Source organism: Burkholderia sp. SJZ089, assembly GCF_007828315.1.
In the GTDB taxonomy this organism is placed as follows: domain Bacteria; phylum Pseudomonadota; class Gammaproteobacteria; order Burkholderiales; family Burkholderiaceae; genus Burkholderia; species Burkholderia gladioli.
The window spans coordinates 50,086-76,058 of record NZ_VIUM01000017.1; the positions used below are offsets into that span (position 1 = coordinate 50,086).

Below are 25,973 nucleotides of genomic sequence, written 5' to 3' on the forward strand. Positions count from 1 at the left end.
GAACCTTATGGGCAAGGCAACCGGTTTTCTCGAGTTCGAACGCCGCCACGAGGCGTACGAGGCTCCGCTCACCCGTGTGAAGCATTACAAGGAATTCGTCGCGGCCCTGTCCGACGACGACGCGAAGATCCAGGGCGCGCGCTGCATGGACTGCGGCATCCCGTTCTGCAACAACGGCTGCCCGGTCAACAACATCATTCCGGACTTCAACGACCTGGTGTATCGCCAGGACTGGCAGCAGGCCATCGAGGTGCTGCACTCGACCAACAACTTCCCCGAGTTCACGGGCCGCATCTGCCCGGCGCCCTGCGAGGCGGCCTGCACGCTCGGCATCAACAACGACCCGGTCGGCATCAAGTCGATCGAGCACGCGATCATCGACAAGGCCTGGGCCGAAGGCTGGGTCAAGCCGCTGCCGGCCGCCCACAAGACCGGCAAGAAGGTGGCGGTGGTCGGCTCCGGCCCGGCGGGCCTGGCGGCCGCGCAGCAGCTCGCTCGCGCCGGCCACGAGGTGACGGTGTTCGAGAAGAACGATCGCGTCGGCGGCCTGCTGCGCTACGGGATCCCCGACTTCAAGCTGGAGAAGTGGCTGATCGACCGCCGCATGCGCCAGATGGAAGCCGAGGGCGTGACCTTCCGCACCAGCGTGTTCATCGGCAAGGACCCGCTGCCGCCGCAGATCGGCAGCCTGGCGAAGGAAACCATCTCGCCGGACACGCTCAAGGAAGAGTTCGACGCGATCGTGATCGCGGGCGGCTCGGAAACGCCGCGCGACCTGCCGGTGCCCGGCCGCGAGCTCGAGGGCGTGCATTTCGCGATGGACTTCCTGCCGCAGCAGAACCGCGTCAATGCCGGCGACAAGGTGGTCGACCAGCTGCTCGCCAAGGGCAAGCACGTGGTGGTGATCGGCGGCGGCGATACCGGTTCGGATTGCGTGGGCACCTCGAACCGCCACGGTGCGAAGTCGGTCACGCAGTTCGAGCTGCTGCCGCAGCCGCCCGAGCAGGAAAACAAGCCGATGGTCTGGCCGTACTGGCCGATCAAGCTGCGCACCTCCTCGTCGCACGACGAGGGCTGCGAGCGCGATTGGGCGGTCGCCACCAAGCGCCTGGAAGGCAAGAACGGCAAGGTCGAGAAGCTGATCGCCGCGCGCGTCGAGTGGAAGGACGGCAAGATGGTCGAGGTGCCGGGCTCGGAGTTCGAGATGAAGGCCGACCTGGTGCTGCTGGCGATGGGCTTCACGCAGCCGGCCGCGCCGGTGCTGGATGCCTTCGGCGTGGCCAAGGATGCGCGCGGCAACGCGCGCGCGGCCACCGAGGGCGAGCGCGCCTACACCACCTCGGTCGACAAGGTGTTCGCGGCCGGCGACATGCGTCGAGGCCAGTCGCTGGTGGTCTGGGCGATCCGCGAAGGCCGCCAGTGCGCGCGCTCGGTCGACGCGTTCCTGATGGGCCATTCGGAACTGCCGCGCTGAGCGGCGACGCGCGGGACGCCAGCCGGCGTCCCGCCGTGGATGTGAAAAGAGCACGCTTCGGCGTGCTCTTTTTCCTTGCTGCGGGGCCGGCTGCGAATGCGCTTACGCGGCGGCCTCGTCGCGCCGAACCTCCAGCGTGCGGTCGTGGAACTGCGCCAGCGATTCGCGGTGCGCGATGCTGACGATCGCCGCGCCCGGCAGGCGCGCCGCCAGCAGGCCGTAGAGATGCGCCTCGTTCTCGGCGTCGAGCGCGCTGGTGGCCTCGTCGAGGAACAGGAAGTCGGGCTTGTGCAGCAGCACGCGCGCGCCGGCCAGGCGCTGCTGTTCGCCAGGCGAGAGGATCTGGGTCCAGTGGCCCGATTCCTCCAGGCGCCCGGCGTAGTCCTCCAGCCCGCTGTCGCGCAGCGCCGCGCGGCAGTCCTCGTCGCTGAAGCGCTCCACCGCCGACGGATAGGCCAGCGCGCCCTTCAGCGTGCCGATCGGCAGGTAGCTGCGCTGCGGCACGAACATCATGGCGGCGCCGACCGGCGCGTCGATCGCGCCCTCGCCGAACGGCCAGAGGCCCGCCATGGCGCGCATCAGCGTGCTCTTGCCGGCGCCCGAGGGGCCGCGCACCAGCCAGCGCGAACCCGGCTCGATGCTGATGTCCTCAATGCGCGACAGCGGCTTGCCGTCGGGCAGGGCGAGACGCAGGCCGTGGGTGGCGAGGTTCTGCGCGTCCACGTAATGCAGGTTGATGCCGCCGTGCTCGGTGGCCGGCGACATCGATTCCTTCAGGTGCGAGGCGCGCGTGACGCGCTTGAATTCGCGCAGACGATTGACGGTCGCGCGCCAGTCCACCAGGGTGCCGTAACTGTTCACGAACCAGGAGAAGGAGTCGCTGACGGTGCCGAAGGCGCCGACGATCTGCATCAGCACGCCGAACGAGTAGGCGCCCGCGAAGTAGCGCGGCGAGGCCACGGCGATCGGGAAGATGTTGGCGAGCTGGGCGTAGAAGCTGATCACGAAGGTCATGCGCTTGGTGATCGACATCACGCGCCGCCAGTTCTCGCGGATATGGCCGAACAGGTCGAGCGCGCCCTGGCGCTCGCGCGACATGCCGTCGTAGAAGGCGATCTGCTCGGCGTTCTCGCGGATCCGGATCAGGCCGAAACGCAGGTCGGCCTCGACGCGCTGCTGCTGGTAGGTGATCGAGACCAGCGGATGGCCGGCCTTGTAGGTCACGTAGGAGCCGATCAGCGCGTAGATCGCGGCGGCCCAGACCATGTAGCCGGGAATCACGAAGCTGGTGCCGCCCAGCGAGATGGTCGCCGCGCCCGCGATCGACCAGAGGATCACGATGAAGGAGAACAGCGTGACCACCGTCGAGAGCAGGTCGAGCGTCAGCGACAGCGTGCTGGTGGCGAGCGAATTCAGGTCGTCGGTGATCCGCTGGTCGGGGTTGTCGGCCAGCCGGTCGCGCTCGATGCGGTAGAAGGCGCGGTCGCCGAACCAGTCGTCGAGCGCCTGGGTGGTGATCCATTGCCGCCAGCGGAAACCCAGCAACTGTCGCAGGTAGCGGCTGTAGACGGCGATGATGATGAAGGAGAACGCATAGCCGGCGAAGATCATCAGCAGGTGCGGCACCTGGGCGGCGTTCTTCTGCTGCAGCGCGTTGTAGAAGGCGCCGTTCCAGGCATTGAGCCGGACGTTGATCCAGACCACCGTGAGATTCATCGTGATGATCGCGATCAGCAGCGACCAGGCCAGCTTCCATTCCGAGGACACCCAGTAGGGCTTGATCAGGCTCCACGCGGAGATGCGGGCGTCGTCGGGCGGCGCGTCGTTCGCGGCGCGGGCGGCGGGGGACGAGGGCGTCATGGGTTTCCTGCGTTTGGGGGGCGCGATGCCGGGTTGTCGAAGCGATGCGCGAGCCAGGCCGCGCATCCAAACAAAATCGTGCCAGTTGGCGACAGCTTGCCGCGGATTGTGCGGCGCCTCGCTTAAACGGCTCTTAACCGCGCCGGGCCGCCCTCGGGGCGAATCCGGCGGCCGGCCGAAACAGGGGTCATTGTGCCAGCACCGCATGACGGCGCGCAGATCGGCGCCGAACCACCGTACCCGGCCAGGCGCCTCGCCGGAACCGGCCGCCGCCTGCCGCGCGATGCGGCGGCGCGGTTTGCGAGCGTCCGGGCTTCTGTGGTCTAATGGCCGCCTGACGAAACAGGGGTGCTTTGCTGCCCGCCGGAGCCGGAAACGGACCTCGGGCGATGCGGCGGCAAGGCTGAGAGAGACCCTTCGCACCCGATCCGGGTAATACCGGCGCGGGAAGTTTCCGATACCACCGGGTCGCGCGCTGTTTCCACGCTGTCGCCATGCTCTTGCCATCCATTGCGATGGTTCGACATGGGCGCCGCCCGGTCGGCCCAGGCCGCCGGTTTCGTCCGTTCGATCACGCCCTCGCGCGTCACGGAAGGAGCCCATGCCCGTTCTTCACGTCCAGCCGTTTCCCCCTGATTCCGATGCTTCGCGGTGCTGCCCGCCGTGGTCGGCTTGCGCTCGCGTGCTTGCCGGCGACGGCATTCGCGCCGACCTCGCGGCGGAGCGCGTGCGATGAGCCGCGCCGCCGGCGAGCGCCCCGATATCGCCGTGCTGGGCGGCGGCCTGGTCGGTCGTCTGATCGCCTGGCGGTTGGCGGGGCTGGGCATGCGCGTTGCGCTCTACGAGCGTGGCGACGCGGCCGGTACGGGCGCTGCCGCCTGGGTGGCCGCCGCGATGCTCGCGCCGCTGGCCGAGGCGGCCAGCGCCGAGCTGTTGATCACCGAGCTGGGCGCGGCCTCACTGGCGCGCTGGCCGCAGTGGCTGGCCGAGTTGCCCGAGCCGGTGTTCTTCCAGCACAACGGCACCCTGGTGGTCTGGCATCAGGCCGATCGCGCCGAGGCGCCGTTGTTCGAGCGGCGCGTGCGCGCCAACGCGCCGGCCGAGCTCGTCGAAGGCGGCTTCGTCGCGCTCGCGGGAGCCCAGCTCGATGCGGCCGAACCGGCGCTGGCCGGGCGTTTCCCGCGCGGGCTGCTGCTGCCGCGCGAGGGTCAGCTCGACAACCGCCAGACGCTCGCCGCGCTCGCCGCGGGCCTGGCCGAGCGCGGCGTGCAATGCCACTGGAACACCGCCGTCGAGCACGCGCCCGAACCTCGCGCGCGGCTCACCGTCGATTGCCGTGGGCTCGGCGCCAAGCCGGTGCTGCCCGGGCTGCGCGGGATCCGCGGCGAGGTGGCGCGCGTGCGGGCGCCCGGCATCGATCTGAGGCGGCCGGTGCGCCTGCTGCATCCACGTTATCCGCTCTACATCGCGCCGAAGCAGGACGATCTCTACGTGATTGGCGCGACCGAGGTCGAAGGCGAGGACATGTCGCCGGTCAGCGTGCGTTCCGCGCTCGAACTGCTGAGCGCGGCCTTCTCGGTGCATCCCGGCTTCGGCGAGGCGCGCATCCTCGAACTCGGCACGCAGTGCCGGCCGACCCTGCCCGACCACCGGCCCGCGATCGCCTGGCGCGGCGAGGCCACGCTGGCCGTCAACGGCCTCTACCGGCACGGCTTCATGATCGCGCCCGAGGTCGCGCAGGCGGCCGTCGAGTTCGTCCAGGCCTGGTTCGGCGGCGCGCTCGGCAATGCCGGGCAGCCCGAGCCCGAGCCCGAGGCACTGGCCGCCTGGCGCGCGGCCGCGCGCTGGCCGGCGCTGTTCCGGACCGAGACCGATACGGCGCAGGCCCGGGCCTGACGTCGACCCACTCTCTACGATTGCCCCATGGACATCCAGATCAACCAGCAGACGCTGACGCTCCCCGACGGTGCCACCGTGGCCGACGCGCTCACCGCCTACCAGGCCAGGCCGCCGTTCGCGGTGGCCGTCAACGGCGCCTTCGTGGCGCGCGCGCGGCACGCCGCGCACACGCTCGCGGCCGGCGACCGGCTCGACGTGGTGCACCCGGTGGCGGGCGGCTGAGCCCCGCCGGCCCGCGCGACCGATTCTTACAGGACTTTCCCATGACGCCGCTTCCCACCACCGATGCGCTGACGCTGTACGGCACGCCGTTCCAGAGCCGCGTGCTGCTCGGCACCTCGCGCTATCCGTCGCTGCAATCGCTGTCGGACTCGATCGCCGCCTCGCTGCCCGGCATGGTCACCGTCGCGCTGCGCCGGCAGATGAACGCCGGCACCGCCGAGGCAGGCTTCTTCGACCTGCTCAAGCGCCACGCGGTGCCGCTGCTGCCGAACACGGCCGGCTGCCAGAGCGTCGCCGAGGCGGTCAACACCGCGCAGATGGCGCGCGAGGTGTTCGAGACCGACTGGATCAAGCTCGAGCTGATCGGCGATGACTACACGCTGCAGCCCGATCCGGTCGGCCTGATCGAGGCAGCCGGCCTGCTCGTGAAGGACGGCTTCAAGGTGCTGCCTTACTGCACCGAGGACCTGGTGATCGGCCGCCGCCTGCTCGACGCCGGCTGCGAGGCGCTGATGCCCTGGGGCGCGCCGATCGGCACCGGCAAGGGGGTGGTCAATCCCTATGGCCTGCGCGTGCTGCGCGAGCGCCTGCCCGACGTGCCGCTGATCGTCGACGCCGGGCTCGGCGTGCCCTCGCATGCCTGCCAGGTGATGGAATGGGGCTTCGACGGCGTGCTGCTGAACACGGCGGTATCGCAGGCCACGCATCCGGAGATCATGGCGCGCGCCTTCGCCCAGGCAGTCGAGGCGGGCCGCGCCGCCTTCCTGGGCGGGCCGATGGACCCGCGCGAGACCGCCCACGCGAGCACGCCGGTGGTCGGCATGCCGTTCTGGCACCAGGACGGGAGCGCGTCATGAGCCGCGGCGCCTCCACTCCCGCGCATTTCGCCGAGCTGTTCTGGCCGCCCGCCGACGAGCTCGCGGCGGCCGCCGAGCGGATCCGCGCGCGGCTCGGCGACTGGCCCGCCCGCGCCGCGCCGATGCGAATCTGCGTCGCGGCACCCGAACATCCGGCCGCTGGCGACCTGTTGATCGTCACCGCCGGCGACGCGGAAGCCGAGGCTGCGCGCGCCGCCGGCGTGATCGCGGCGGGCGGCGCCGTCATCGCGATCGACGAGCGTCACGCCACCCTGGTGAGCGGCGCGGCGCGCCACGCGCTGACGGCCGCCGCGCAACTCGCCGACGACTGGATCGCCGCGCTGGCCGCCTTCCTCGACTGCGGGTTCGAGCCGCACGACGCGCTGGTGCTGGCGCTGGCCTGGCGCGACGGCGACGAGGCCGCCGCGGGCGATCCCTGGCCGGTCGATCCGGCCCGTTTTCCCTCGATCGCGGGCGCGCCGGCCGCGCCCGAGCCGGCCTTCGCGCCGTGCCCGGCGCGGCTCGGCCTGTACCCGGTGGTGCCGTCGGCGGACTGGGTCGAGCGCGTGCTCGACTACGGCGCGCGCACCGTGCAACTGCGCCTGAAGGGCGTGCCGGCCGGGCAACTGGCCGACGAGGTGGCGCGCGCGGTCGCGGCGGGGCGCCGCCATCCCGATGCGCGTGTATTCATCAACGATCACTGGCGGCTGGCGATCGAGGCGGGCGCCTATGGCGTCCACCTCGGGCAGGAGGACCTGCAGACGGCCGATCTGGGCGCGATCGCGGCGGCCGGGCTGCGCCTGGGCCTGTCCAGCCACGGCTACTACGAGATGCTGGTGGCGCTGCGCCTGCGCCCGAGCTACCTGGCGCTGGGCCCCGTCTACGCCACCACCACCAAGGCGGTCGCCGCGCCGCCCCAGGGGCTGGCGCGGATCGCCCGCTACGCGCGGCTGGCCGGGCGGCGCGTGCCGCTGGTGGCGATCGGCGGCGTCACCGCCGCCACGCTGCCGGCGGTGATCGCGACCGGCGTGGGCAGCGTCGCCGTGGTCAGCGCGGTGACGGCGGCGGCCGATCCGCGCGCGGCCGTCGCCTCGCTCGGCGCCTGCTTCGAGGCCTGAGCCGGCGGCGGCGCCGCCGCCTCGGATGGGCGGCGCCGATTGTCGCGATTTCCGTGACGCAGCGTTTCATGGCACGTCGTCGGCCGGCGCCGGAAGCGCCCGGTCGGACCTCCCGCCCGGCCGGCGCGAACCCCGTCGTACCGCGCCGCAGCATGCTCCGCGGGCTGCTCCGGCCCTTGTCGAGCGGGCCCGCCGGGGCGTCGCCCGGTTACATCGTGTAACGATTGGCGCGACGCCGAAATTGCCGCGCCGCACACGTGCGCGACAGCAATTCAAGGCAGGCCCTATAATTCGGCGTTCTGCGTAACAGGATTGTCAGCTCCGTGAGCTCTCCTTCCGAGTCCCTGCTGGAACTTCGCGACGTCGATTTCGGCTATGGCGGTGACCGGCTCGTCCTGTCGAATCTGAACCTGCGCTTCGGGCGCGGGCAGGTGGTGGCGGTGATGGGCGGGTCCGGCTGTGGCAAGACGACGGTGCTGCGACTGATCGGCGGCCTGGTGCGGGCCAGCCGCGGCCAGGTGCTGTTCGACGGCGCCGATGTCGGCGCGCAGTCGCGCGACGGCCTCTATGCGCTGCGCCGCAAGATGGGCATGCTGTTCCAGTTCGGCGCCCTCTTTACCGACATGTCGGTGTTCGACAATGTCGCCTTCGTGCTGCGCGAGCATACCGACCTGCCCGAGCCGCTGATCCGCGACCTGGTGCTGATGAAGCTCAACGCGGTCGGCCTGCGCGGCGCGCGCGACCTGATGCCCTCCGAGGTGTCGGGCGGCATGGCGCGCCGCATCGCGCTGGCGCGCGCGATCGCGCTCGATCCCCAGCTGATCATGTACGACGAGCCCTTCGCCGGGCTCGACCCGATCTCGCTGGGCATCACCGCGAACCTGATCCGCACGCTGAACCAGGCGCTCGGCGCGACCTCGATCCTGGTCACCCACGACGTGCCCGAATCGTTCGCGATCGCCGACTACGTCTACTTCCTCGGCAACGGCGGCGTGCTCGCCCAGGGCACGCCCGACGAGCTGCGGGCTTCGACCGAGCCGAGCGTGCGCCAGTTCATCGACGGCGTGCCCGACGGCCCGTTCCGGTTCCACTACACCAGCCCGCCGCTCGACGCGGACTTCGGCCTTGGCGGAGGGCGGCGATGATCAGTGCAATCGGTCGTTACGTGGTCGGTGGCCTCGAACGCACGGGTTATGCCTCGCGCCTGTTCGTGCGGCTGGTGCTCGAATGCTTCGCGCTGCTGCGCCGCCCGCGCCTGGTCACCAAGCAGATCCATTTCCTCGGCAATTACTCCTTCGTGATCATTGCCGTGTCGGGGCTGTTCGTCGGCTTCGTGCTGGGCCTGCAGGGCTACTACACGCTGAACCGCTACGGCGCCGAGCAGTCGCTCGGGCTGCTGGTGGCGCTCTCGCTGGTGCGCGAGCTCGGCCCGGTGGTCACCGCGCTGCTGTTCGCGGGCCGCGCCGGCACCTCGCTGACCGCCGAGATCGGCCTGATGAAGGCCGGCGAGCAGCTCACCGCGCTCGAGATGATGGCGGTGGACCCGATCAAGACGGTGGTCGCGCCGCGCATGTGGGCCGGCATCATCACCATGCCGCTCTTGTCCGCGATCTTCTGCGCGGTCGGCGTGCTCGGCGGCTATGTCGTCGGCGTGGTGCTGATCGGCGTCGATCCGGGCGCGTTCTGGTCGCAGATGCAGGGCGGCGTCGACGTCTGGTCGGATGTCGGCAACGGCGTGCTCAAGAGCGTGGTGTTCGGCTTCGCCGTCACCTTTACCGCGCTCTACCAGGGTTACGAGGCGAAGCCGACGCCCGAGGGCGTGTCGCGCGCGACCACCAAGACCGTCGTGTACGCCTCGCTCGCCGTACTCGGCCTCGATTTCCTGCTGACCGCGCTGATGTTCAGCTAGTCGGCCAATACAGAGATGACGATGAAAAAGACTGCTCTCGACTTCTGGGTCGGCCTGTTCGTGGTGCTGGGTTTCCTGGCGCTGCTGTTCCTCGCGCTGAAGGTGGGCAACATGAGCTCGCTGTCGTTCCAGCCGACCTATCCCGTCAAGATGAAGTTCGACAATATCGGCGGGCTCAAGCCGCGCGCGGCCGTCAAGAGCGCCGGCGTGGTGGTCGGCCGGGTCGGCTCGATCGGCTTCGACACCAATACCTACCAGGCGGTGGTGACCGTCGACCTGGACAAGCAATACCCGTTTCCGAAGGATTCCTCCGCGAAGATCCTGACCTCGGGCCTGCTCGGCGAGCAGTACATCGGGCTCGAGCCCGGCGGCGACACCGAGATGCTGAAGGCCGGCGACACGATCTCGATGACGCAGTCGGCGATCGTGCTGGAGAATCTGATCGGGCAGTTCCTGTACAGCAAGGCAGCGGATGCGGGCGGTGCGAAACCGGCCGCGGCATCGGGAGCCGGCGCGCACTAGGCGGCGCCATCATCCCCACGGCGAAACAAGAGAAAAGAGAAGAGGGAACACCATCATGCAGACCATGCGCCTCAGGAACACGGTTCTGGCCGTCGCGGCCGTTGCCGCGATGAGCGGTTGCGCCACCGTCCAGACGCCCACCAAGGGCGATCCGTTCGAGGGCTTCAACCGGACCATGTACAAGTTCAACGACACCGTCGATACCTACGCGCTCAAGCCCGTGGCCAAGGGCTACCAGTGGGCGGTGCCGCAGCCGGTGCGCGACAGCGTGACGAACTTCTTCTCGAACATCGGCGACGTCTACATCGCCGCCAACAACCTCGTGCAGCTGCGCATCGCCGACGGCGTGGGCGACATCATGCGCGTGGTGATCAACACGGTGTTCGGCGTGGGCGGCCTGTTCGACGTCGCGACCGTCGCCAAGCTGCCCAAGCACACGGCAGACTTCGGCCTGACCATGGGTCACTACGGCGTGCCATCGGGCCCCTACGTGGTGCTGCCCTTCCTCGGACCGAGCACGGTGCGCGACACGGCGGGCCTGGCGGTCGACTATGCCGGCAATCCGCTCACCTACGTGAGCCCGGACGCGCTGAGCTGGAGCCTGTTCGGCGTGAACCTGATCAATACGCGCGCCAACCTGCTCGGCGCCGGCGACGTGCTCGACGCGGCCGCGATCGACAAGTATTCCTTCGTGCGCAACGCCTACCTGCAGCGCCGCCAATCGCTGATCGCCGCCTCGGGCGGCCCCGGCGGACGCAAGGCGGCGGCCAGCGTGCCCGACTACAGCAGCGACGCGCTGCCGAAGTACGACGTGCCCGAGGACGGCTCGGCGCCGGCAGCGGGCGCGGCCGGTGCCGCGGTGTCGGGCGCCGGCGCGGCGCCTGCCGCCCCGGCTTCGGGCGCGGATGCCGCCTCGTCCGCCGCCGTTCCGGATCCGGCCAGCGCGACCCACGTGCCGGCCCAGAACGTCGTGCCGCCCTCGCCGAACGGCCTGCACTGGCCCAGCCTGCGGCTGCGCTGATCCGGCCCCGGTTCGTTACAGCCGGAAACGTTTGTGACGGCGACGGATGCAACTTGCACCCCGTCGTCGGTTCAAAATGACGCACCGACTCACTCTGCAGGACATCGCCATGAAAAAACTGTTTCTGATCCCCGTCGCCGCCGCTTTCTTCTCGTTCGGCAGCGCGGCCCAAGCGCAGGTCGACCAGTCGAACCCGCAGGCGCTGATCAAGACCGCCACCGAGCAGGTGCTCAACGAAGTGCGCACGCAGTCGATCAAGCCGAACGACATCGGCCGCGTGACCGATATCGTCAATCGCGACATCCTCCCGTACGTCGATTTCCGCCGCACCACGCAGATCGTGATGGGCCGCAACTGGCGCGCCGCCACGCCCGACCAGCAGCAGCAGGTGATCGAGCAGTTCAAGATGCTGCTGATCCGCACCTACGCCGGCGCGCTGGCCCAGCTCAAGCCGGATCAGCAGATCCAGTACCCGCCGTTCCGCGCCGACCCGGGCGCCACCGACGTGGTGGTGCGCACGCTGGCGCAGACCAACGGCCAGCCGGCCCAGATCGACTATCGCCTGTACAAGTCGCCGCAAGGCTGGCGCGTGTATGACCTGAACGTGCTCGGCGCCTGGCTGATCCAGACCTACCAGCAGCAGTTCAACGAGAAGATCCAGCAAAGCGGCGTGGACGGCCTGATCAAGTTCCTGACCGAGCGCAACCAGCAACTGGCCGGCGGCAAGGCATCGTGAGCCAGTTCGCGACCGGCGCCACCCTGACCCACGCCAGCGCGAAGGCCGCGCTCGACGAGGGCCTCGGCCGGATCGCCGCCGGCGCGAACGCGGTCGACTGCGCGGCGCTCGCGCAGTTCGACTCGGCCGCGCTGGCGGTGCTGCTCGCCTGGCAGCGCGCCGCCCAGGCGCGCGGCGCGCGGCTCGACATCCTCAACCTGCCGGACAAGCTCGCCAGCCTGGCGCGCGCCTACGGCATCGACACCCTCCTCGCCGAGCGACATTGACGCTCGCCTGAGAATCGCACCCGGGCCGGCCCGCGCCGACCCGCGCCTGCGATGCCCCCTCCCGATGCGGGTTTGCCGCCTCGGACCGCCCCGCCGGTTTGCCCTATAATCAACCGTTTTGCGGGGCGTCCAATCGGCCCCCATTTTCCCCATTCGTTTCCAACGACCAGAATCCGGCGTCCCGGCGCTCAGGTGCCGCGCTCAGTCATGTCAGCCATAGAAATCCGCAACGTCAAGAAGCGCTATGCCTCGCTTCAGGCGCTCAAGGGCGTCAGCCTGTCCGTCGAGGAGGGCGAGTTCTTCGGCCTGCTCGGGCCGAACGGCGCCGGCAAGACCACGCTCATCAGCATCCTCGCCGGGCTCGCCCGCGCCGACGAAGGCAGCATCTCGGTGCGCGGCCACGACGTGGTGAACGACTTCCGCGGCGCGCGGCGCGCGCTCGGGGTGGTGCCGCAGGAACTGGTGTTCGATCCGTTCTTCTCGGTGCGCGAGACGCTGCGCATCCAGTCCGGCTATTTCGGCCTGCGCCGCAACGACGATTGGATCGACGAGGTGATGGCCAATCTCGACCTGACCGAGAAGGCCGACGCCAACATGCGCGCGCTGTCGGGCGGCATGAAGCGCCGCGTGCTGGTCGCGCAGGCGCTGGTGCACCGCCCGCCGGTGATCGTGCTCGACGAGCCGACCGCGGGCGTGGACGTCGAACTGCGCCAGACGCTCTGGAAGTTCATCTCGCGCCTGAACCGCGAAGGCCACACCATCGTGCTGACCACCCACTATCTCGAGGAAGCCGAGTCGCTCTGCGATCGCATCGCGATGCTGCGACGCGGCGAGGTGGTGGCGCTCGATCGCACCGACGCGCTGCTGCGCCGCTTCGCCGGGCTGCAGCTCTACCTGCGCCTGTCGCAGGGCGAGCTGCCCGCCGAGCTGCGCACGCTGGCCAGCGAGCCGGCACCGACCGGCGCGCGCGAGCACCTGCTGCGCCTCACCAACTACGACGAGGTGGAGCGCATCCTGTCGGCCTGCCGCGCGGCGGGCTGTGCATTCGACGAGATCGAGGTGCGCAAGGCCGACCTCGAGGACGTGTTCGTCCAGGTGATGAACGGGGCAGACGTGATCGAGGGTCTGGCATGAGCGGTTTTCGCACGCTGTTCTACAAGGAACTCCTGCGGTTCTGGAAGGTGTCGTTCCAGACCGTGCTCGCGCCGGTGGTGACCGCGCTGCTGTACCTGACGATCTTCGGCCACGCGCTGTCGGGCCGCGTCAACGTCTATCCCGGCGTGGAGTACGTGAGCTTCCTGGTACCGGGCCTGGTGATGATGAGCGTGCTGCAGAACGCCTTCGCCAACAGCTCCTCCTCGCTGATCCAGTCGAAGATCACCGGCAACCTGGTGTTCATGCTGCTGCCGCCGCTGTCCTACGCCGAGATCTTCTCGGCCTACGTGCTGGCCGCCGTGGTGCGCGGGCTGGCGGTCGGGCTGGGGGTGTTCGTGGTGACCATCTGGTTCATCCCGGTCGGTTTCGCCGCGCCGCTGTTCATCCTGCTGTTCGCGCTGTTCGGCTCGGCCATCCTCGGCACGCTCGGCCTGATCGCCGGGATCCTGGCCGAGAAATTCGACCAGCTCGCCGCCTTCCAGAACTTCCTGATCATGCCGCTGACCTTCCTGTCCGGCGTGTTCTATTCGACCCACTCGCTGCCGCCCGTGTGGCGCGAGGTGTCGCGCCTGAATCCCTTTTTCTACATGATCGACGGGTTCCGCTACGGCTTCTTCGGTGTCTCCGACATCGATCCGCTGCGGAGCCTCGCTATCGTCGCCGGTTTCTTCGTGCTGCTCGCGCTGGTCGCGATGCGGCTCCTGGCCACCGGCTACAAGCTGCGTCACTGATATCGACTGGAGCCTTTTTCATGTTGCCGACTCCCGAGCAGGTCAAGCAATACATCGCGGGCGGTCTCGCCTGCACGCATCTGGAAGTCGAAGGCGACGGCCAGCATTTCTTCGCGACCATCGTGTCGGCCGAATTCGAGGGCAAGCGGCCGATCCAGCGCCATCAGCTGGTCTACGCGGCGCTCGGCGACCGCATGAAGCAGGAAATCCACGCGCTCAGCATGAAGACGCTGACGCCCGCCGAATGGCAGAACGCATAAAGAACGGACGAACTTCGTGCAAGTTTCAGTAAAAGAACGCGATGCGGTCCAGAGCGTCGCGACGAGCCCGGCTGTCGACCCGGCCGCCGGCCGGGTTGCGCACGGGCAGGGGGAGCGGCTGATATTGACGGGCGGGCGCCGCCTGGCCGGCGAGATCCAGGTGTCGGGCGCGAAGAACGCGGCCCTGCCGATCCTCTGCGCCAGCCTCCTGAGCGCCGAACCGTTGAGGCTCGACAACGTGCCCGACCTGCAGGACGTGCGCACCATGCTGGCCCTGCTGGGCGGGATGGGCGTGACGAGCGAGGTGGACGGCGCGCGCGTGGTGCTCGACGCGGCGAACGTGGGCGAGCCGGTCGCGCCCTACGAGCTGGTCAAGACCATGCGCGCCTCGATCCTGGTGCTGGGCCCGCTGGTGGCGCGCTTCGGCTACGCCAAGGTGTCGCTGCCGGGCGGCTGCGCGATCGGCGCGCGCCCGGTCGACCAGCACATCAAGGGCCTGCAGGCGATGGGCGCCGAGATCAGCATCGAGCACGGCTACATCGAGGCCCGCGCCACGCGCCTGAAGGGCGCGCGCATCGTCACCGACATGATCACCGTGACGGGCACCGAGAACCTGCTGATGGCCGCGGTGCTCGCCGATGGCGAGACCATCCTCGAGAACGCCGCGCGCGAGCCCGAGGTGACGGATCTGGCCAACCTGCTGGTGAAGATGGGCGCGCGGATCGACGGGATCGGCACCGACCGGCTGGTGATCCAGGGCGTCGAGCGCCTGCACGGCGCGAGCCACGCGGTGGTGCCCGACCGCATCGAGGCCGGCACCTTCCTGTGCGCGGTGGCGGCCGCGGGCGGCGACGTCACGCTGCGCGGCATGCGCGCCAACCTGCTCGACGCGGTGCTCGGCAAGCTGCGCAAGACCGGCGCCGTGCTCGAGGAGCAGGCCGACACGCTGCGCGTGAGGATGGACCGGCGGCCCGCCGCGGTGGCGATCCGCACCTCGGAATACCCGGCCTTCCCGACCGACATGCAGGCGCAGTTCATGACCCTGAACGCGGTGGCCGAGGGCAGCGCGCACGTGGTCGAGACCATCTTCGAGAACCGCTTCATGCACGTGCAGGAGCTCAACCGGCTCGGCGCGGACATCGTGGTGGACGGCAATACCGCGCTGGTCACCGGCGTGGCGCGGCTGTCGGGCGCCGCGGTGATGGCCACCGACCTGCGCGCCTCGGCCAGCCTCGTGATCGCGGGCCTGTGCGCCGACGGCGAGACCGTCATCGACCGTATTTACCATCTCGATCGCGGCTATGATCGGATGGAAGCCAAGCTGAACGCCGTAGGCGCCGACGTGCGCCGTCTCACCGGGAGTCCCGCATGACCGCACCCCTGACCCTCGCGCTCTCCAAAGGGCGTATCTTCGAGGAAACCGTGCCGCTGCTGGCGGCCGCGGGCATCCAGGTCGCCGAGGATCCGGAATCGTCGCGCAAGCTGATCCTGCCGACCAACGACCCGAACGTGCGCGTGATCATCGTGCGCGCCACCGACGTGCCCACCTATGTCGAATACGGCGCGGCCGATTTCGGCGTGGCCGGCAAGGACGTGCTGATCGAGCACGGCGGCGGCGGGCTCTACCAGCCGATCGACCTGGGCATCGCGCGCTGCCGGATGTCGGTGGCGGTGCAGGACGGCTTCGACTACGCCAACGCGGTGCGCCAGGGCGCGCGGCTGCGGGTGGCCACCAAGTACGTGGCCACCGCGCGCGAGCACTTCGCCGCCAAGGGCGTGCACGTCGACCTGATCAAGCTGTACGGCTCGATGGAGCTGGCGCCGCTGGTCGGCCTGGCCGACGCGATCGTCGACCTGGTCAGCTCGGGCAATACGCTCAAGGCGAACCATCTGGTCGAGGTGGAGGAGATCATGCCGATCTCCTCGCGCCTCGTCGTGAACCAGGCCGCGCTGAAGTTGAAGCGCGCCGCGCTCAAGCCGATCCTCGACGCGTTCGAACGCGCGTCGAAGCAGGGCGGGGCCTGACCGCCCCGAGGCCCCGGCGCATCACCGGAACGGAAGCATCATGTCTATCAAGATTCGCAAACTCGATTCCAGCCGCGAAGGGTTCGCGGCCGACCTGCGTGCGGTGCTCGCGTTCGAGGCGAGCGAGGACGACGCGATCGAGCGCTCGGTCGCGGCCATCCTGGCCGACGTGAAGGCGCGCGGCGACGCGGCCGTGCTCGACTACACGAACCGCTTCGACCGCCTGCAGGCCGCCAGCGTGGCCGCGCTGGAGCTGCGCCAGGACGCGCTGGAAGCCGCGCTGGACGGGCTCGAGCCCAAGCGCCGCGCGGCGCTGGAGGCGGCCGCCGCGCGCGTGCGCGGCTACCACGAGAAGCAGAAGCTCGAGTGCGGCAGCCATAGCTGGCAGTACACCGAATCGGATGGCACGGTGCTGGGCCAGAAGGTCACGCCGCTCGACCGCGTCGGCCTCTACGTGCCGGGCGGCAAGGCCGCCTATCCCTCCTCGGTGCTGATGAACGCGATTCCGGCGCGGGTCGCCGGGGTCGGCGAGATCGTGATGGTGGTGCCCACCCCCGACGGCGTGAGCAACGAGCTGGTGCTGGCCGCGGCCTACCTTGGCGGCGTCGATCGCGTGTTCACCATTGGCGGCGCGCAGGCGGTGGCCGCGCTCGCCTACGGCACCGAAACCGTGCCGGCGGTCGACAAGATCTGCGGCCCGGGCAACGCCTATGTGGCCTCGGCCAAGCGCCGCGTGTTCGGCACGGTCGGCATCGACATGATCGCCGGGCCCTCCGAGATCCTGGTGATCTGCGACGGCACCACCGATCCGCACTGGGTGGCGATGGACCTGTTCTCGCAGGCCGAGCACGACGAGCTCGCGCAGTCGATCCTGCTGTGCCCCGACGCGGCCTTCATCGAGCGCGTCGAGAAGGCGATCGACGAGCTGCTGCCGAGCATGCCGCGCGAGGCCGTGATCCGCGCCTCGCTGGAAGGGCGCGGCGCGCTGGTCAAGGTGCGCGACATGGCCGAGGCCTGCCGGATCGCCAACGACATCGCGCCCGAGCACCTGGAGATCTCCGCGCTCGAGCCGCAGCAATGGGGCAAGCAGATCCGCCACGCCGGCGCGATCTTCCTCGGCCGCTACACCAGCGAGAGCCTGGGCGACTACTGCGCGGGCCCCAACCACGTGCTGCCGACCTCGCGCACCGCGCGCTTCTCCTCGCCGCTGGGCGTCTACGACTTCATCAAGCGCTCCAGCGTGATCGAGGTCAGCGCCGAGGGCGCGCAGACGCTCGGCGAGATCGCCTCCGAGCTGGCCTACGGCGAAGGCCTGCAGGCGCATGCACGCAGCGCCGAGTACCGGATGCGCCACCACGGCCACCACTGACTACGCTCGCGCCGGTGTAGCCGGCGCGAGCGTGGCGCGCCAGGAGACGGCTCGCGCCAAAGCCTCGCCACCCCACGCGACGAGACCCGCAGTACCCCACAGGCGGCCTGCCTCGACCGGCCGCGGCAAGGAACGGCGCCAAGCACGCCGTGCACACCATGACGACGCCTCAAGACATCATCCGTCCCGACGTGCTCGCGATGACGGGCTACCCGGTGCCGGACGCGACCGGCTTCGTGAAGCTCGACGCGATGGAGAACCCGTATCCGCTGCCCGCGCCGCTGGCCGCCGGGCTAGGCGAACGGCTCGCGCAGGTCGCGCTGAACCGCTATCCGCCGCCGCGCCCGCTCGCGTTGATCGACAAGCTGCGCGCGGCGATGGGGATTCCGGCCGAGCTCGAGGTGATGCTCGGCAACGGTTCGGACGAACTGATCAGCATCCTCTGCATCGCCTGCGCCAGGCCCGGCGCGAGCGTGCTGATGCCGGTGCCGGGTTTCGTGATGGTCGAGCAGTACGCGCGCTTCGCCGGGCTCGATTTCGTCGGCGTGCCGCTGCGCGAGGATATGTCCCTCGATATCGAGGCGATGCTCGCGGCGATCGCCGAGCACCGCCCGGCGCTGATCCACCTGGCCTACCCGAACAATCCCACCGGCACGCTCTATGGCGACGAGGACGTCGCCCGCATCATCGCGGCGGCCGGCACCAGCCTGGTGGTGATCGACGAGGCCTACCAGCCCTTCGCCGAGCGCAGCTGGCTCGCGCGCGTGCCCGAGTTCGACAACGTGGTGGTGATGCGCACGGTCTCGAAGATGGGCCTGGCCGGCGTGAGGCTCGGCTATCTGGCCGGCGCACCGGCCTGGCTGGCCGAATTCGACAAGGTGCGCCCGCCCTACAACGTCAACGTGCTGACCCAGGCGGCGGTCGACTACCTGCTCGACCACCTCGACGTGCTCGACGCGCAGGCCGCCGAGCTGCGCGCCGAGCGCGGGCGGCTGGCGCAGGCGTTGGCCGCGTTGCCGGGCGCCACGGTGTTCCCGAGCGCCGGCAATTTCCTGCTGGTGCGCGTGCCCGACGCCAGCGCGCTGTTCGAGTCGTTATTGACCGAGCGGGTATTGATCAAAAACGTGAGTAAAATGCACCCATTGCTCGCGAATTGCGTGCGTTTGACCGTCGGTTCTCCTGACGAGAACGACCTGCTGCTGGCCGCCTTGCGGCGGGTGCTGCACTGAACCGGGCCGGCGCGCCCGGCATCGTTCGGTTGGCGCCGGCACCATCTCGCCCCCTTTACCTCAGCCATTTCAAGGAATCACCATGCGTGTGGCGGAAGTCGTTCGCAATACCAGCGAAACGCAGATCCGTGTGAAGATCAATCTCGACGGCACGGGCCAGCAGAAGCTGGCCACCGGCGTGCCGTTCCTCGACCATATGCTCGACCAGATCGCGCGCCATGGTCTCATCGATCTCGACATCGAAGCGCATGGAGACACCCATATCGACGACCACCACACGGTGGAGGACGTTGGCATCACGCTCGGCCAGGCGGTCGCGAAGGCGATCGGCGAGCGCAAGGGAATCCGCCGCTACGGCCATTCCTACGTGCCGCTCGACGAGGCGCTGTCGCGCGTGGTGATCGACTTCTCGGGCCGTCCCGGCCTGGAATTCCACGTGCCGTTCACGCGCGCGCGGATCGGCACCTTCGACGTGGACCTGTCGATCGAGTTCTTCCGCGGCTTCGTGAACCATGCCGGCGTCACGCTGCACATCGACAATCTGCGCGGCATCAACGCGCATCATCAGCTCGAGACCGTGTTCAAGGCCTTCGGCCGCGCGCTGCGCATGGCGGTCGAGCTCGACGAGCGCGCCGCCGGCCAGATCCCGTCGACCAAGGGCAGCCTCTGATCGAATGCGCGCCCGGCGGACCGCCAGACGGTCTCGCCGGGCTTTCGATTCGCCCGTTCGCCATGCGGCCCGTCCATGGACCTGCTCAAATCGTTCATCTCGCTGCTCGCGCTGATCAACCCGCTCGGCGCGGTGCCGTTCTTCCTGAGCCTGACGGCCTCGCAGGGCGACGAGGAGCGGCGCCGCACGGTGCGCATCGCGGCGGTCTCGGTGTTCTTCGTGATCGTCGTGACGACCCTGCTGGGCCAGCAGATCATCCGCTTCTTCGGGATCTCGGTGGGCTCGCTGGAGGTGGGCGGCGGCATCATCATGCTGCTGATGGCGATCAACATGCTCAACGCGCAGATGGGCAACGCGCGCTCCACGCCCGAGGAGCGCGACGAGGCCGAGTCGAAGAACAGCGTGGCGGTGGTGCCGCTCGCGATTCCGCTCTTGACCGGCCCCGGCTCGATCAGCACGGTGATCGTCTACTCGGCCAATGCCGCGCACTGGTACGACCGGCTGGGCCTGATCGCGATCGGCGCGGTGATCGCGGGCCTCTGTTTCGTCGCGATGCGGCTGGCCGAGCCGATCGCGCACTGGATCGGCCGCACCGGCATTAATATTGCGACGCGGCTGATGGGATTGATGTTGTCGGCGCTGGCGGTGGAGTTCATCGTCGACGGACTGAAGGCGTTACTGCCTGCACTGAAATGAAAACTTCGATTGCGATTGTGGATTATGGAATGGGCAACCTGCGTTCGGTGGCCCAGGCGCTGAGGAAGGCGGGGCCGGAAGCCGAGGTGGCGATCGTCGATCGCCCCGAGCAGATCCGCGCGGCCGACCGCGTGGTGCTGCCGGGCCAGGGCGCGATGCCCGACTGCATGCGCTGCCTGGGCGAATCGGGGCTGCAGGAGGCGGTGATCGAAGCCTCGCGCAGCAAGCCGCTGCTGGGCGTGTGCGTGGGCGAGCAGATGCTGTTCGACTGGAGCGCCGAGGGCGACACGCCGGGCCTGGGCCTGCTGCCGGGCAAGGTGCTGCGCTTCGACCTGGAAGGCCGGCTGCAGGACGACGGCTCGCGCTACAAGGTGCCCCAGATGGGCTGGAACCGCGTGCGCCAGACCCTGGCCCACCCGTTGTGGGACGGCGTGCCCGACGAGGCCTTCTTCTACTTCGTGCACAGCTACTACGTGGAGCCCGCCGATCGTGCCCACGCGGCCGGCGAAACCCCTTACGGCGAACCCTTCGTGTCGGCGGTGGCGCGCGACAATATCTTCGCGACCCAATTTCACCCGGAGAAAAGCGCCGAGGTCGGGCTGCGGCTGTACCGCAATTTCGTGCACTGGCAGCCCTGAGCGTCGCGCGGCCGCCACGCCGGATGGGCCCAGAATGCCCGTGCTGCGGGGCTCGCGCGTCAAAACCCTGAAAGACTTGTACTAAACTAGCAAACGGCGCGGTGCCGGTTCGGCCGGCAACGACGCGTCCCCCCTCCTTTTTCCAGACGACTTCCGATAGCTATGCTGCTGATTCCGGCCATCGATCTTAAAGACGGTCAATGTGTGCGCCTCAAACAGGGCGATATGGACCAGGCGACGATTTTCTCCGAGGACCCGGCGGCGATGGCTCGCAAATGGGTCGATCTCGGCGCGCGGCGCCTCCATCTGGTCGACCTGAACGGCGCGTTCGCGGGCAAGCCGAAGAACCTCGAGGCGATCGAGGCGATCCTCGAGGAGGTCGGCGACGAGATCCCGGTGCAACTGGGCGGCGGCATCCGCAGCCTGGAGACCATCGAGAAGTACCTCGACGCGGGCCTGTCCTACGTGATCATCGGCACCGCCGCCGTGAAGGACCCGGGCTTCCTGCAGGATGCCTGCACCGCCTTCGCCGGCAGCATCATCGTCGGCCTCGACGCGAAGGACGGCAAGGTCGCCACCGACGGCTGGAGCAAGCTGACCGGTCACGAGGTGATCGACCTGGCCCGCAAGTTCGAGGACTACGGCGTCGAATCGATCGTCTATACCGACATCGGCCGCGACGGCATGCTCCAGGGCATCAACATCGAGGCGACCGTCAAGCTCGCGCAGGCGGTCGGCATTCCGGTGATCGCCAGCGGCGGCTTGTCGAACCTCAACGACATCGAGCAGCTCTGCGAGGTGGAAGGCGAGGGGATCGAGGGCGTGATCTGCGGCCGCGCGATCTACTCCGGCGATCTCGACTTTTCGGTCGCGCAACGGCGCGCCGACGAACTGAACGGCGAACTCGACGACGCCTGATCCGCTCGCGGCGGATCACCGCCTGCGTCTTCGCCCGAGCCGCCCGCCGACGCGGGCGGCCTTACCTGCGGCACTTGTGCAAGATCATGGCTCTAGCTAAACGCATCATCCCCTGTCTCGACGTGACCGCCGGGCGCGTCGTGAAGGGCGTCAATTTCGTCGAACTGCGCGACGCGGGCGACCCCGTCGAAATCGCGCGGCGCTACGACGACCAGGGCGCCGACGAACTCACCTTCCTCGACATCACCGCCACCTCCGACCAGCGCGACCTGATCCTGCCGATCATCGAGGCGGTCGCCTCGCAGGTCTTCATCCCGCTGACGGTGGGCGGCGGCGTGCGCGCTGTCGAGGACGTGCGGCGCCTGCTCAACGCCGGCGCCGACAAGGTCAGCATGAACTCCTCGGCGGTCGCCAACCCGCAACTGGTGGCCGACGCGGCCGGCAAGTACGGCTCGCAGTGCATCGTGGTGGCGATCGACGCCAAGCGCGTGTCGGGCGAGGGCGAGGCGCCGCGCTGGGAAGTCTTCACCCACGGCGGGCGCAAGGGCACCGGGCTCGACGCGATCGAATGGGCCCGCAAGATGGCCGAGCTCGGCGCGGGCGAGATCCTGCTGACCAGCATGGATCGCGACGGCACCAAGTCCGGCTTCGACCTGGCGCTCACGCGCGGCGTGTCCGACGCGGTGCCGGTGCCGGTGATCGCCTCGGGCGGCGTCGGCTCGCTGCAGCACCTGGCCGACGGCATCGTCGATGGCCGCGCCGACGCGGTGCTGGCCGCCAGCATCTTCCACTACGGCGAACACACGGTCGGCGAGGCGAAGCGCTTCATGGCCGGTCGCGGCATTCCGGTGAGGCTCTGATGACCACGCAAAGCACCCAGGCGGCGCCGCAGCCGGCCTGGCTCGACAAGGTCCGCTGGGACGATGACGGCCTGGTGCCGGTGATCGCGCAGGAGCTCGGCAGCAACGACGTGCTGATGTTCGCCTGGATGAATCGCGAGGCCCTGAGCAAGACTGTCGAAACCGGCCGGGCCGTCTATTATTCGCGTTCGCGTCGGCGTCTGTGGTTCAAGGGCGAGGAATCGGGGCATGTGCAGCATGTGCACGAGGTCCGGCTCGATTGCGACGAGGACGTCGTGCTGCTCAAGATCGAGCAGGTATCGGGCATCGCCTGCCATACCGGCCGGCATTCCTGCTTTTTCCAGAAATTCGAGGGCACCGTGGAAGGCGGCGACTGGGTCGCGGTCGAGCCGGTGCTGAAAGATCCCGAGCACATCTACAAATGACGCAGACCACCCACGACACCCTGCTGCGCCTGGCGGCCGTGATCGACAGCCGCAAGGGCGGCGATCCCGAGCAGTCCTACGTGTCGCGCCTGTTCCACAAGGGCGACGACGCGGTGCTCAAGAAGATCGGCGAGGAAGCCACCGAGGTGGTGCTGGCCGCCAAGGACGTGCGCCAGGGCGGCGCGCCCACGGCGCTGGTCGGCGAAGTGGCCGATCTCTGGTTCCATTGCCTGGTGATGCTGTCGCATTACGACCTGAGCCCGGCCGACGTGCTGGCCGAGCTCGAACGCCGCGAGGGCCTGTCGGGCCTCGAGGAGAAGGCGCTGCGCAAGCGCCGCGAGCGCGAGGAAGGCGACGGTTGAGCGCTCGCGCGCCCTGTGTCGGTCATGTCATCAAACGGAGGTAGCATCATGGACGAACCTTCGATCCAGCCCGGTGGCGCAGCGGTTCCGGCCAATTATCCGGGCGGCGGCCTGTCGAGCGAACGCGAGCAGTCGCTGCGTACGCTCACCCACGTGTTGTACGGTTTGTACGCGATCCACTGGCTGACGGGCGGCATCACCGGGCTGATCGCGATCATCATCAACTACGTGAAGCGCCCGGACGTGGTCGGCACCCGCTACCAGGCGCATTTCGAGTGGCAGATCCGCACTTTCTGGCGCGCGCTGATCCTCTACCTGATCGGCTTCGCGCTGATCTTCGTGGTGGTCGGATTTTTCATCCTGGGCGTGGTCTGGGTCTGGACGCTGTACCGTATCATCAAGGGCTGGCTGTACCTGAACGACAACAAGCCGCTCGATCCGCAGGCATGGTTCTGAGGGCGGGCGGCGCGCCGGGAGCAAGATGAGTCACGATCCGAACTGCCTGTTCTGCAGGATCGCCTCGGGCGAGATCCCGAGCCGCAAGGTGCACGAGGACGAGGAGTTCGTCGCGTTCCGCGACATCAACCCGGCGGCCGAGACGCACGTGCTGGTGATCCCGCGCCGGCACCTGCCGACGCTGTCCTCGGCGGGCGCGGAAGACGCGCCGCTGCTTGGTAGAATGCTGGTCCTCGTCGCGCGCCTGGCCGAACAGCTCGGTTGCGCATACACGGGTGGCGAAACGGGATTTCGGACCGTGCTGAACACGGGCCCGGGCGGCGGGCAGGAGGTCTACCACCTGCACGCGCACCTGCTTGCCGGGCCGCGCCCGTGGAAGCGGATGGGTTGAACGGGGTGGGCGGCATGCGTCGCATGTCGCCGTGCCGCGCAAGGGAAACGTAACGGATGCCGGCGCCGCCGGCAGTTAGCGCCGCCGCGGCGGCGAGGTTGAGGAGAGTGGCATCATGGGCGGATTGAGTATTTGGCACTGGCTGATCGTTTTGGTGATCGTCGTGATGGTGTTTGGCACCAAGAAGCTGCGCAATCTCGGCAGCGACCTCGGCGGCGCGGTCAAGGGTTTCAAGGACGGCATGAAGCAGGAAGACGAAACGCCGGCCGACGCGCAGCAGCAACTGCCGCGCACGGGCTCGGTGAGCGTCGACGCGAAGGAAGCGACGCGTTCCTCCGATTCGAACAAGGCGTGATCGCCTCGCGCTGACAGGACGCCGCGATGCTCGATCTCGGTCTTTCCAAGATGGCGCTGATCGGCGTCGTCGCGCTGGTGGTGCTCGGTCCCGAGCGCCTGCCGCGCGTGGCCCGCACCGCCGGCGCGCTGTTCGGGCGCGCCCAGCGCTATATCAACGACGTGAAGGCGGAGGTGTCGCGCGAGATCGAACTCGATGCGCTGCGCACCATGAAGACCGACTTCGAGAGCGCGGCGCGCAATGTCGAGACCACCATCCACGACAATCTGCGCCAGCACGAAACCGAGCTCAACGATGCCTGGAGCTCGGCCGTCTCGGGTGAATCGGGCGCCTCGGCGGGGCCCGTGTCGGTCGGGGCCGGCTCGTCCTACGATCCCTACGACAGCTCCACCCACGCCTGGCAGGGCAGCCCGATCAGCGCCACCTTCACGCCCAAGCGCCGCAACTGGCGCATCAAGCAGAGCGCCACGCCCACCTGGTACAAGCGCGCCACCACGCGCCGCACGCACGTGCAGTCGGGGGCCGCGCGCGTGGCGCGCCACCAGCCGGCCAGCCTGCGCCGGCCCACCCGTTTCTTCTGACCGCGCACGATGATCGCGCGCGCCCATCACATCCATCGAGGGCCGGTGTGAGCGACCCCCAGCACAACCCGGAAGAAGCCCGGGAAGAAACCTTCATCTCCCATCTCGTCGAACTGCGTACCCGCCTGGTGCGGGCCGGCGCGGCCGTGCTCGTGGTGTTCGTCGGGCTGGTGTACTGGGCGCCCGACATCTTCCGGCTGCTGGCGCGGCCGCTGATGCAGAACCTGCCCAAGGACGGCAAGATGATCGTCACCGACGTGACCGGGTCGTTCTTCGTGCCGATGAAGGTCACGATGCTGGTGGCGCTGGTGATCGCGCTGCCCATCGTGCTCTACCAGATCTGGGCCTTCGTGGCCCCGGGCCTCTATCAGCACGAGAAGCGGCTGGTGATGCCGCTGGTGAGCAGCAGCTACTTCCTGTTCCTGTGCGGCATGGCCTTCGCCTACTTCGTGGTGTTCCCGACCATCTTTCGCGTGATGGCGCACTACAACGCCCCGCTCGGCGCCGAGATGTCCACCGACATCAACAACTACGTGAGCTTCGTGCTGGGAATGTTCCTCGCCTTCGGGGTCACCTTCGAGGTGCCGGTGGTGGTGGTGCTGCTGGTGCGCATGGGCGTGCTGCCGCTCAAGAAGCTCAAGGAGATCCGGCCCTACGTGATCGTCGGCGCCTTCGTGGTGTCGGCCGTGGTGACGCCCCCCGACGTGTTCTCGCAGTTGATGCTGGCCCTGCCGCTGGTGGTGCTCTACGAGATCGGCCTGCTGGCGGCGCGGATCTTCGTCGGCAACAAGCCGGCCGCCGACGAGGAGTCGCAGGCAGCGGGCTGAGCTGGCGAGGTTCTCGCCGCGGCCCGTTCAGGGCAATGAAAAAAGGACAGCCGAGGGGCTGTCCTTTTTGCTTGATGCGGGCCGCTCCGACGAGGAGGCTGCCGGGCTCGCTCGCCCATTGCCGGGTCGCCTTGGCGACCG

General features: G+C 68.9%; 31 protein-coding genes and 1 riboswitch. Of the genes, 30 read left to right on the forward strand and 1 reads right to left on the reverse strand.

Annotated features, from left to right (window positions below; translation table 11 throughout):
• Positions 1 to 7 precede the first annotated feature (7 nt).
• Positions 8 to 1,474, forward strand: coding sequence for a glutamate synthase subunit beta (locus FB600_RS27490; RefSeq protein WP_098154620.1), 1,467 nt, complete (start codon positions 8 to 10; stop codon positions 1,472 to 1,474).
• A gap of 102 nt (positions 1,475 to 1,576) precedes the next feature.
• Here FB600_RS27490 and FB600_RS27495 read toward each other — a convergent pair whose 3' ends face one another.
• Positions 1,577 to 3,334 carry an ABC transporter ATP-binding protein/permease gene (locus tag FB600_RS27495; RefSeq protein WP_145757713.1) on the reverse strand — a complete coding sequence of 586 codons (1,758 nt, stop codon included), beginning with the start codon at positions 3,332 to 3,334 and terminating at the stop codon, positions 1,577 to 1,579.
• 334 nt (positions 3,335 to 3,668) lie between these two features.
• A riboswitch (TPP riboswitch) is annotated at positions 3,669 to 3,801 on the forward strand.
• Positions 3,802 to 4,066: 265 nt separating this feature from the next.
• On the opposite strand from FB600_RS27495, the gene FB600_RS27500 reads away from it, so the two are divergent.
• The 29 genes from FB600_RS27500 to tatC all read left to right on the forward strand — a co-directional run bounded on the left by FB600_RS27500 (position 4,067) and on the right by tatC (position 25,832).
• Positions 4,067 to 5,230, forward strand: coding sequence for an FAD-dependent oxidoreductase (locus tag FB600_RS27500; protein ID WP_145757712.1), 1,164 nt, complete (start codon positions 4,067 to 4,069; stop codon positions 5,228 to 5,230).
• A gap of 27 nt (positions 5,231 to 5,257) precedes the next feature.
• Positions 5,258 to 5,455 (forward strand): sulfur carrier protein ThiS, encoded by a 198-nt coding sequence (thiS, locus tag FB600_RS27505; protein WP_013696417.1) that lies wholly within the window; start codon positions 5,258 to 5,260, stop codon positions 5,453 to 5,455.
• A 41-nt stretch (positions 5,456 to 5,496) separates the two neighbouring features.
• On the forward strand, positions 5,497 to 6,312 hold the full coding sequence (locus FB600_RS27510) for a thiazole synthase (RefSeq protein WP_013696418.1): 816 nt from the start codon (positions 5,497 to 5,499) through the stop codon (positions 6,310 to 6,312).
• Positions 6,309 to 7,430, forward strand: a complete 1,122-nt coding sequence (gene thiE / locus FB600_RS27515) for a thiamine phosphate synthase (protein WP_145757711.1) — start codon at positions 6,309 to 6,311, stop codon at positions 7,428 to 7,430. Before FB600_RS27510 ends, thiE begins: the two co-directional genes overlap by 4 nt.
• Positions 7,431 to 7,753: 323 nt before the next feature.
• A complete protein-coding gene (locus FB600_RS27520; RefSeq protein WP_013696420.1) occupies positions 7,754 to 8,575 on the forward strand; it encodes an ABC transporter ATP-binding protein in 822 nt (273 codons plus the stop codon).
• Entirely contained in the window at positions 8,572 to 9,339 is a 768-nt protein-coding gene (mlaE, locus tag FB600_RS27525; protein ID WP_025101315.1) for a lipid asymmetry maintenance ABC transporter permease subunit MlaE, read from the forward strand. The genes FB600_RS27520 and mlaE overlap by 4 nt, the downstream gene beginning before the upstream one ends.
• Positions 9,340 to 9,354: 15 nt before the next feature.
• Positions 9,355 to 9,861: an outer membrane lipid asymmetry maintenance protein MlaD gene (gene mlaD / locus FB600_RS27530; protein WP_013696422.1), complete on the forward strand. Its 507-nt coding sequence runs from the start codon at positions 9,355 to 9,357 to the stop codon at positions 9,859 to 9,861.
• A 55-nt stretch (positions 9,862 to 9,916) separates the two neighbouring features.
• Positions 9,917 to 10,882: a VacJ family lipoprotein gene (locus FB600_RS27535; RefSeq protein ID WP_096749838.1), complete on the forward strand. Its 966-nt coding sequence runs from the start codon at positions 9,917 to 9,919 to the stop codon at positions 10,880 to 10,882.
• 109 nt (positions 10,883 to 10,991) lie between these two features.
• Complete coding sequence (locus tag FB600_RS27540) at positions 10,992 to 11,618, forward strand: phospholipid-binding protein MlaC (RefSeq protein WP_025101318.1); 627 nt, start codon at positions 10,992 to 10,994, stop codon at positions 11,616 to 11,618.
• A complete protein-coding gene (locus tag FB600_RS27545; protein WP_025101319.1) occupies positions 11,615 to 11,884 on the forward strand; it encodes a lipid asymmetry maintenance protein MlaB in 270 nt (89 codons plus the stop codon). Before FB600_RS27540 ends, FB600_RS27545 begins: the two co-directional genes overlap by 4 nt.
• Before the next feature lie 207 nt (positions 11,885 to 12,091).
• On the forward strand, positions 12,092 to 13,018 hold the full coding sequence (locus FB600_RS27550) for an ABC transporter ATP-binding protein (protein ID WP_013696426.1): 927 nt from the start codon (positions 12,092 to 12,094) through the stop codon (positions 13,016 to 13,018).
• Positions 13,015 to 13,770, forward strand: coding sequence for an ABC transporter permease (locus tag FB600_RS27555; protein WP_013696427.1), 756 nt, complete (start codon positions 13,015 to 13,017; stop codon positions 13,768 to 13,770). Before FB600_RS27550 ends, FB600_RS27555 begins: the two co-directional genes overlap by 4 nt.
• A gap of 20 nt (positions 13,771 to 13,790) precedes the next feature.
• Positions 13,791 to 14,030 (forward strand): BolA family protein, encoded by a 240-nt coding sequence (locus FB600_RS27560; RefSeq protein WP_013696428.1) that lies wholly within the window; start codon positions 13,791 to 13,793, stop codon positions 14,028 to 14,030.
• A 16-nt stretch (positions 14,031 to 14,046) separates the two neighbouring features.
• Complete coding sequence (gene murA, locus FB600_RS27565; RefSeq protein ID WP_145757710.1) at positions 14,047 to 15,402, forward strand: UDP-N-acetylglucosamine 1-carboxyvinyltransferase; 1,356 nt, start codon at positions 14,047 to 14,049, stop codon at positions 15,400 to 15,402.
• Positions 15,399 to 16,055: an ATP phosphoribosyltransferase gene (gene hisG, locus FB600_RS27570; protein ID WP_017918341.1), complete on the forward strand. Its 657-nt coding sequence runs from the start codon at positions 15,399 to 15,401 to the stop codon at positions 16,053 to 16,055. The genes murA and hisG overlap by 4 nt, the downstream gene beginning before the upstream one ends.
• Before the next feature lie 40 nt (positions 16,056 to 16,095).
• The gene (gene hisD, locus FB600_RS27575; protein WP_096749835.1) at positions 16,096 to 17,424 is read left to right on the forward strand and encodes a histidinol dehydrogenase; all 1,329 of its coding nucleotides are present in this window, start codon (positions 16,096 to 16,098) and stop codon (positions 17,422 to 17,424) included.
• Positions 17,425 to 17,582: 158 nt separating this feature from the next.
• Positions 17,583 to 18,653, forward strand: a complete 1,071-nt coding sequence (hisC, locus tag FB600_RS27580; RefSeq protein ID WP_096749834.1) for a histidinol-phosphate transaminase — start codon at positions 17,583 to 17,585, stop codon at positions 18,651 to 18,653.
• A gap of 82 nt (positions 18,654 to 18,735) precedes the next feature.
• Positions 18,736 to 19,323: an imidazoleglycerol-phosphate dehydratase HisB gene (hisB, locus tag FB600_RS27585; RefSeq protein ID WP_017918339.1), complete on the forward strand. Its 588-nt coding sequence runs from the start codon at positions 18,736 to 18,738 to the stop codon at positions 19,321 to 19,323.
• 75 nt (positions 19,324 to 19,398) lie between these two features.
• Complete coding sequence (locus FB600_RS27590) at positions 19,399 to 20,019, forward strand: MarC family protein (protein ID WP_013696434.1); 621 nt, start codon at positions 19,399 to 19,401, stop codon at positions 20,017 to 20,019.
• The gene (gene hisH / locus FB600_RS27595) at positions 20,016 to 20,657 is read left to right on the forward strand and encodes an imidazole glycerol phosphate synthase subunit HisH (protein WP_013696435.1); all 642 of its coding nucleotides are present in this window, start codon (positions 20,016 to 20,018) and stop codon (positions 20,655 to 20,657) included. The genes FB600_RS27590 and hisH overlap by 4 nt, the downstream gene beginning before the upstream one ends.
• A 162-nt stretch (positions 20,658 to 20,819) precedes the next feature.
• On the forward strand, positions 20,820 to 21,575 hold the full coding sequence (gene hisA, locus FB600_RS27600) for a 1-(5-phosphoribosyl)-5-[(5-phosphoribosylamino)methylideneamino]imidazole-4-carboxamide isomerase (RefSeq protein ID WP_013696436.1): 756 nt from the start codon (positions 20,820 to 20,822) through the stop codon (positions 21,573 to 21,575).
• An 86-nt stretch (positions 21,576 to 21,661) separates the two neighbouring features.
• Entirely contained in the window at positions 21,662 to 22,435 is a 774-nt protein-coding gene (gene hisF, locus FB600_RS27605; protein ID WP_013696437.1) for an imidazole glycerol phosphate synthase subunit HisF, read from the forward strand.
• Positions 22,435 to 22,860, forward strand: a complete 426-nt coding sequence (gene hisI / locus FB600_RS27610; RefSeq protein ID WP_025101326.1) for a phosphoribosyl-AMP cyclohydrolase — start codon at positions 22,435 to 22,437, stop codon at positions 22,858 to 22,860. Before hisF ends, hisI begins: the two co-directional genes overlap by 1 nt.
• On the forward strand, positions 22,857 to 23,222 hold the full coding sequence (locus tag FB600_RS27615; RefSeq protein WP_017918336.1) for a phosphoribosyl-ATP diphosphatase: 366 nt from the start codon (positions 22,857 to 22,859) through the stop codon (positions 23,220 to 23,222). The genes hisI and FB600_RS27615 overlap by 4 nt, the downstream gene beginning before the upstream one ends.
• Before the next feature lie 48 nt (positions 23,223 to 23,270).
• Positions 23,271 to 23,678, forward strand: a complete 408-nt coding sequence (locus FB600_RS27620; RefSeq protein ID WP_013696440.1) for a DUF4870 family protein — start codon at positions 23,271 to 23,273, stop codon at positions 23,676 to 23,678.
• A 25-nt stretch (positions 23,679 to 23,703) separates the two neighbouring features.
• Complete coding sequence (locus FB600_RS27625; protein WP_098181368.1) at positions 23,704 to 24,069, forward strand: histidine triad nucleotide-binding protein; 366 nt, start codon at positions 23,704 to 23,706, stop codon at positions 24,067 to 24,069.
• Between the two features lie 115 nt (positions 24,070 to 24,184).
• Positions 24,185 to 24,424, forward strand: coding sequence for a Sec-independent protein translocase subunit TatA (gene tatA, locus FB600_RS27630; protein WP_145757709.1), 240 nt, complete (start codon positions 24,185 to 24,187; stop codon positions 24,422 to 24,424).
• A gap of 26 nt (positions 24,425 to 24,450) precedes the next feature.
• On the forward strand, positions 24,451 to 25,005 hold the full coding sequence (gene tatB, locus FB600_RS27635; RefSeq protein ID WP_013696443.1) for a Sec-independent protein translocase protein TatB: 555 nt from the start codon (positions 24,451 to 24,453) through the stop codon (positions 25,003 to 25,005).
• 47 nt (positions 25,006 to 25,052) lie between these two features.
• Complete coding sequence (gene tatC, locus FB600_RS27640) at positions 25,053 to 25,832, forward strand: twin-arginine translocase subunit TatC (RefSeq protein WP_013696444.1); 780 nt, start codon at positions 25,053 to 25,055, stop codon at positions 25,830 to 25,832.
• The last annotated feature ends 141 nt before the right edge of the window (positions 25,833 to 25,973 follow it).